The 6,133-nt window shown below is 33.5% G+C and carries 7 protein-coding genes; all 7 read right to left on the bottom strand.

Annotated features, from left to right (window positions below; translation table 11 throughout):
• Window positions 1-71: 71 nt before the first annotated feature.
• Genes aroA through AB1349_12385 form a run of 7 tightly spaced genes read right to left on the bottom strand, consistent with a single transcriptional unit; the run spans window position 72 to window position 5,998 of the window.
• Window positions 72-1,373 carry a 3-phosphoshikimate 1-carboxyvinyltransferase gene (gene aroA, locus AB1349_12415; protein MEW6558132.1) on the bottom strand — a complete coding sequence of 434 codons (1,302 nt, stop codon included), beginning with the start codon at window positions 1,371-1,373 and terminating at the stop codon, window positions 72-74.
• 48 nt (window positions 1,374-1,421) lie between these two features.
• Window positions 1,422-2,477: a prephenate dehydrogenase/arogenate dehydrogenase family protein gene (locus AB1349_12410; protein MEW6558131.1), complete on the bottom strand. Its 1,056-nt coding sequence runs from the start codon at window positions 2,475-2,477 to the stop codon at window positions 1,422-1,424.
• On the bottom strand, window positions 2,474-3,487 hold the full coding sequence (gene aroF, locus AB1349_12405; protein ID MEW6558130.1) for a 3-deoxy-7-phosphoheptulonate synthase: 1,014 nt from the start codon (window positions 3,485-3,487) through the stop codon (window positions 2,474-2,476). Before aroF ends, AB1349_12410 begins: the two co-directional genes overlap by 4 nt.
• Window positions 3,484-3,651 carry a hypothetical protein gene (locus tag AB1349_12400; protein MEW6558129.1) on the bottom strand — a complete coding sequence of 56 codons (168 nt, stop codon included), beginning with the start codon at window positions 3,649-3,651 and terminating at the stop codon, window positions 3,484-3,486. Before AB1349_12400 ends, aroF begins: the two co-directional genes overlap by 4 nt.
• Window positions 3,652-3,655: 4 nt before the next feature.
• Window positions 3,656-4,723 carry a DNA adenine methylase gene (locus AB1349_12395; GenBank protein ID MEW6558128.1) on the bottom strand — a complete coding sequence of 356 codons (1,068 nt, stop codon included), beginning with the start codon at window positions 4,721-4,723 and terminating at the stop codon, window positions 3,656-3,658.
• Window positions 4,720-5,532: a type II restriction endonuclease gene (locus tag AB1349_12390; protein ID MEW6558127.1), complete on the bottom strand. Its 813-nt coding sequence runs from the start codon at window positions 5,530-5,532 to the stop codon at window positions 4,720-4,722. Before AB1349_12390 ends, AB1349_12395 begins: the two co-directional genes overlap by 4 nt.
• The gene (locus AB1349_12385) at window positions 5,501-5,998 is read right to left on the bottom strand and encodes a site-specific DNA-methyltransferase (protein ID MEW6558126.1); all 498 of its coding nucleotides are present in this window, start codon (window positions 5,996-5,998) and stop codon (window positions 5,501-5,503) included. The genes AB1349_12390 and AB1349_12385 overlap by 32 nt, the downstream gene beginning before the upstream one ends.
• Between the last annotated feature and the right edge of the window lie 135 nt (window positions 5,999-6,133).

Below are 6,133 nucleotides of genomic sequence, written 5' to 3'. Positions count from 1 at the left end.
CCGCATCCCAGCATCAGTTAGTTCGTTGCCTTATTAACTGTGGGATTTGGTGTTGGACTGGTCGCTACCCTTTATCCAGTTCGGACTTCCACCGACAAGAATTCAAGGAACTTTCTTGGCACACTCAATATTTTCTCCAATATCTCCCAAAAGTTTGGAAAGGAAATGTTGACACAGTCCTTATCTGAAATCTCTGTGTTACTATCTGCAACAAGTGATGCAACTGCTAACGACATTGCTATCCTGTGGTCTTTGTACGAACAAATGTTCGCACCTTTTAATTTTGTTGGACCTTTTATAACCAAGCCATCTTCAAGTTCTGTTATATTGGCCCCCATTTTTTTAAGTTCAGTTGCCATCGCTTTTAAACGGTCGGTCTCTTTAACACGAAGTTCTTTTGCACCTGTGATTTTTGTAGTTCCTTCCGCCTGCGTTGCCGCAACCGCAATTATTGGTATTTCATCTATAACCTTTGGTATTTCTTTTTCCTTAATCTCAGTAGATTTTAATTCGGCAGATTTTACAATTATATCAGCAACAGGTTCATTCCCAAACTCTTTTTTATTCTCAACCTTAATATCTGCACCCATCCTTTTTAAGATATCAATAATACCTGTTCTCGTCGGATTTATCCCTACATTTTTAATTTTTAATTCCGAATTCTTAACTATTAAAGTAGCGACCATAAAAAATGCTGCCCCTGAAATATCACCGGGAATAAACACATCGGACGAGTGAAGTTCCGCTATACCAGTCACTGAAGCAGTATTCTCATTCACAGAAATATCAGCACCAAAATTTTTTAACATTCTTTCAGTATGGTCACGCGATTTTTCTGGCTCATTAAAATTGGTAACACCATCGGCATAAAGCCCTGCAAACAAAACACACGACTTAACTTGAGCAGAAGATACTTTTGATACATAATCTATCGGCCTTAAATTCCCTCCCGTAATTTGTAATGGCAAAAAACCGTTATTTAGTTTAATTTTTGCACCCATTTTTGCAAGAGGGTCAGCGATCCTTCTCATCGGTCTTTTTGAGAGTGATTCATCACCAATAATTTTTGTTGTAAAGTTCTGTCCTGCAAGAATTCCCGACAAAAGCCGAACAGTTGTCCCCGAATTTCCCGCGTCTAAGATTTCTTTTGGCTCTTTTAGTTTTAACCCGTTCCCTTTTACAATAATCTCATCATTTTTTTCGGTAATATCTACGCCTAGCTTCTTAAGACAAATCATTGTTGAGATACAGTCATCCGCTTTCAGAAAATTTTTTATTGTAGAAATTCCTTCTGAAATTGCAGAAATCATCAATGCCCTGTGCGATATTGACTTGTCCGGTGCAACCTCTATTTCGCCGATAATCCTTTTCATATTTATTTCAACCGAACAAATGTTCGGCACCGAACATTTGTTCGGACATTATTTTTTACTGGTAATGCCTCTTGCCACTCTTCTGGAACTGTTTTGAGATTTCCTTTTGAAAATCAATCCTTTTTCATATAAATTTTTTAAGCGTTGATGTGCTGTTGAAACAGAAACCGCAAAATACTTTGCTACTTCTCTTACCGACGGAGGAATCCTTCTCTGTCTTAAAGATACTTTTATGAATTTAATAAGATTATCTTCCGATAGAATTCTATTATTGCATTTGGCTTCTCGTTTTATTTTTGCTTTTCTAAAATAATTTAATAACTCTTTTTTGGATTTTGCTTTTTCTATTTTTTTCAATTCATTGATAAATTTCCTAATTGTCCGCCGAACATTTGTTCGGTTATGGAAAATTATATCAGCCCACATTTCAGGGTCTGAAGATGCAATTCTCGTTGTATCTCTAAAACCATTCCCAACAAGTTCGAAATTATCAACAGAATTTACAAGAGAAAATGCAACTATATGGGGAAGATGGCTTGTAGAAGAAAGAATTTTATCATGTTTCTCTGCAGACATAATTTTTACCTTTGCACCCATTTTCTTCCAAAGGTTTTTAATAATATCCAAGGCATTTTTTTTTGTTTTTGTAGTCGGCGTTAAAATAACAACTGCATTTTTGAAAAGTTCTTTTGAAGCATACTTCACAGAGGTTTTTTCCGAGCCAGCAATCGGATGACCACCGATAAAGACAGGAGATAGGGAAGAGGGAATAGGGAATAGAAAATTCTCTACTTTTTTAACAATTGGTGTTTTCACGCTACCCACATCTGTAATAATTGCTCCTTTTTTGCAAAATGGAATTATCTTTTTCACCGTATCAGCAATCAAGCTGACAGGCAAGCAAACAAAAATTATATCTGCATCTTTTACACCTTCCCTAAAATTAGTCGTAATTTTATCAACTGCACCAAGTTTTTTAGCAATTTTCAGCCGTTCAATATTTCTTCCTATACCAGTAACATTTTGAATTTTTAATTTTGAATCTTTAATTGCAAGCCCTATTGACCCGCCAATAAGCCCAACCCCAATTATCGCAATAATCATATTTTTCTTCCAACTGCCTCGGCAACAGGTCTTAATTCTTTCATCAGTTTCTCAAATTGTTCAGGTAAAAGCGATTGAGGACCATCAGAAAGTGCATCTTCCGGTTTGTTATGAATCTCTATCATAAGTCCGTCAGCACCGCAGGCAATTGCTGCTTTACACATCGCAGGTACATAATCACGAATACCAACCCCGTGTGAAGGGTCAACAATTACAGGAAGATGTGAAAGTTTTTTTATCACGGGAATTGCGTTCAAATCAAGTGTGAACCTCGTTGCTGTCTCAAATGTTCTAATGCCTCTTTCACACAGAATTACATCTGGATTTCCATTGGATAATATATACTCTGCAGCCATTAAAAACTCTTCAATCGTTGACGAGAAACCTCTTTTTAGAAGAACCGGTTTTTTCAATTTACCTGCCGCTTTAAGCAGATCAAAGTTCTGCATATTTCTTGCACCCACCTGAACTATATCCACGTATTTGTTCACAATATCAACCTGTTCTGGATTCATCGCTTCACTGATAACCGGAAGCCCTGTAATTTTTTTTATCTCTCTTAAATATTTTAATCCCTTTTCTCCAAGTCCCTGAAAAGCATATGGAGAAGTTCTTGGCTTAAATGCTCCTCCCCTTATCATATCCGCACCTGCATTTCTCACGACATTGGCAATCTCAGTCAGTCGCTCTTTCGATTCAATAGAACAGGGTCCCGCGATTATCAGAATTTTTTCAGAACCAATCTCTAAATTGTCAATTTTAATAACAGTATTTTCCTTTTTCAATTCCCTGCTTACAAGTTTATACGGTTTTGAAATTGGTGTAACAAATGCGACGGTATTCATCGCCTCAAAAATATCTTTTTTCAATATGGCATTGGGACCTATAACGCCTATAAGGGTCAGTTCCTTTCCCTCGGAAATATGCGACTTAAAACCCAACTCTTTTATTTTTTTACAAATTATTTCAATATCCTTCTTCGTCGCTGTTTTTTTTAATGTCAAAATCATCTATTATCGTCCCCCTTATAACATTTTCTAAATGTTTTGTCTATTTTTTCTATTTCGGATTTCTTAAACTTTGACCCCATTAAATTCCACCATACTCGTTCATTTATATATTCGTCTTGCAAAAGTTTAATAATTATTCTTTTTTTAGTCAGTTTCTTTTTCATCTCTCTATCTCCCAATAAGCAAAATTTCTTCCGAATGATTATTGCTTAAAGCATATCTATATCCAATTCGTCTTATCGCAACATCTGATTTATATTTTTTCAACAACCATTCCAATTCATCAATGGATGGAATACCGTCAGAACGATAAGAAACCACTAGAATACTATCACTGAATTTTTTAAATAGTTTATCAAAAGCACTGTAAATTTCGTTTTTATCAATCCATGGATTAGTTTGTTTTTTTAATTTCATATGTTTTGTGTGATAATCAATCATTTCTGCCCATTTATCATAATGAACTAATCCTTCTAAAAAGTGGTAAAATCCAAGATAATCAACTGCGACTCCATTCTTTGAAATATAAGGAGTATCAATATAAACCAAGTCAAAATCACCGTCAACATCAAAAATATCCAAGTTAAGTGCTTTATTTTGTTGGCTATTTGAAAAAATGGAACGATTGACTTCTCCTACAAAATTTCTAAAATGTATTTCAAATGGAGTATCCCAGGTTGTTTTATTGCCAAAATTTCTTTCCACATCAGAAAATCTCAAGTATAAATTTTTACGATGGAAGAGGTTAAAAGGTCTCTTTATAATACAAGATTGGAAAAGGGCAAAATATGCCATTGCTTTTTTATAAAGATTGTCAAGATGTTCAATGTTAGTAGCCACTGTATCTATCCACCTGTTTTCTTCATCGGTAAAATAGATATCTTTGAAAGTATCCTGTATAAAAGTTGGATATTTTATTTCTGGATGTTCAGTAATTAAAGACTCTATATCTCTATCATTAAGTATTACAGAATCATTTTCAATCAATGCTGTGCCAATATACCAATTAAACTTTAGCACATCGTTATAAATAACTCTTTTTCCTTTCTGCTTGAGCATATAACCAACACATCCTGTGCCACCAAAAGCATCAAGTATAGTTTGAAATTCTATCTCTTTGATGTTTTCCCAAATCCAGTCTAAAATTTTTAATTTACTACCTTGAAATCTGGTAGATGGAAAAAGATGAGGGTGTGGAAGTAATTCTAATTGTTGATTCAATAATTTTGCTCTCATTTAATTCTCTTTAATTTTTTATATTCAAAATATTCTTTAAGATTCTTATATGGTGCAGATTTAAGGTCTACAGATTTTGCCATATCTTTTGTCAGATAAAACATCCAATAGTCATTAAATATTTCTTCTCCAAGTTCAGCAAAATGACCTTTTCCATTTGTCAATTCATCTATTTTTATGACAGAACCAATGTTTTTTGTATTCCCACTTCCAGGTCTATCCAGAGCGATTTTATATTTTTCCTGGATAAAGAAAACAAAATCTTTAACTACTGATGTGATATTCTGAAGTTCCTCAATTTGATATATTCTTCTTTCGTCTATTTTTAGTTCCTTACGAGAATAAATTACACCTAAAACAAAATGTCCAGCATACTCATTATAAGGAAAGGTAATATTTTTACTGCTTGTTCTATCTCTAAAATATCCAGTAAATGCTCCTAAAGTCATTCCGTTGACTTCTTTAGTATTCTTGCGATAGGTACTTTTTATATCCAATGCGAATTTATTATTTTTCTTATCAATAAAAGAAATGTTAGGATAAAAATTCTGTTCTTTACACAACACCATTTTATATTTATTCTTTTCAGCAAATTCACATATCTTTGGAAAAAGTAAAAGTTCCATTATTTTAGAAACAACCTTTGTATCTGCAGAAATTGTATAAATATTTTTAGCAATATCAATAAATCCTTTTACTATCCAATCTCCTTTTTCAGTTGAAACTGCAGTATTAAATTTATCTACATATTCCAATAATTCATTTCTAAACTTTTCTTTAATCTTTTGTCTTTCTTTTAAATTCACCATATTTACCTTCTATTCTATCTTTAATAAGCTTGCAATAGTTTTGGTCTATTTCTATCATAATGCATTTTCTATTTAGTCCATAAGCAACAAATCCGGTTGTGCCAGATCCGGCAAATGGGTCAAGAATTAAATCTCCCTCATTGCTTCCAGCTAAAATTGCATGTTCCAAGACAATCTGTTGTTTCGTGGCAGGATGGCGAAAAGGATTTTTCTCTGCCCAATATTCCCAGATATTTTTCATCTGTGTGCCACCGTTTAGTTTTTTCATATTTTTATAATTGAATTTAGTTTTACTATTAAAATTTTTCTTTGCCCATAGCATTGTTTCAGTTACCGCCCTGAAACAAGAACCAGTAAAATTAGGTGGTGCGTTCTTTTTATATAAAATTATATCATTTAATATCTTAAATCCTAAATCCTGAAGAACAACATTTACTACTCCTATACTATGATAAGTTCCTGTTATCCAGATAGTCGACCTGAAAAACGGCTATAAATTTATATTTTACCGATAATAAAATGCCCTTGACACAACCGTATAAAAATGATACACTTATGACAAATGCCAAAAGGCTTACAAAAAATACATTTTATATTCGGC

The sequence above is a fragment of the Elusimicrobiota bacterium genome (genome assembly GCA_040757695.1).
In the GTDB taxonomy this organism is placed as follows: domain Bacteria; phylum Elusimicrobiota; class UBA8919; order UBA8919; family UBA8919; genus JBFLWK01.
This window is presented reverse-complemented; position numbering and strand designations above follow the sequence as displayed.

Coding starts and splice junctions, on each gene's coding strand:
- AB1349_12390 (MEW6558127.1), bottom strand. CDS start 5,532: ATGGTGAATTTAAAAGAAAGACAAAAGATTAAAGAAAAGTTTAGAAAT.
- aroA (MEW6558132.1), bottom strand. CDS start 1,373: ATGAAAAGGATTATCGGCGAAATAGAGGTTGCACCGGACAAGTCAATA.
- aroF (MEW6558130.1), bottom strand. CDS start 3,487: ATGATTTTGACATTAAAAAAAACAGCGACGAAGAAGGATATTGAAATA.
- AB1349_12400 (MEW6558129.1), bottom strand. CDS start 3,651: ATGAAAAAGAAACTGACTAAAAAAAGAATAATTATTAAACTTTTGCAA.
- AB1349_12410 (MEW6558131.1), bottom strand. CDS start 2,477: ATGATTATTGCGATAATTGGGGTTGGGCTTATTGGCGGGTCAATAGGG.
- AB1349_12395 (MEW6558128.1), bottom strand. CDS start 4,723: ATGAGAGCAAAATTATTGAATCAACAATTAGAATTACTTCCACACCCT.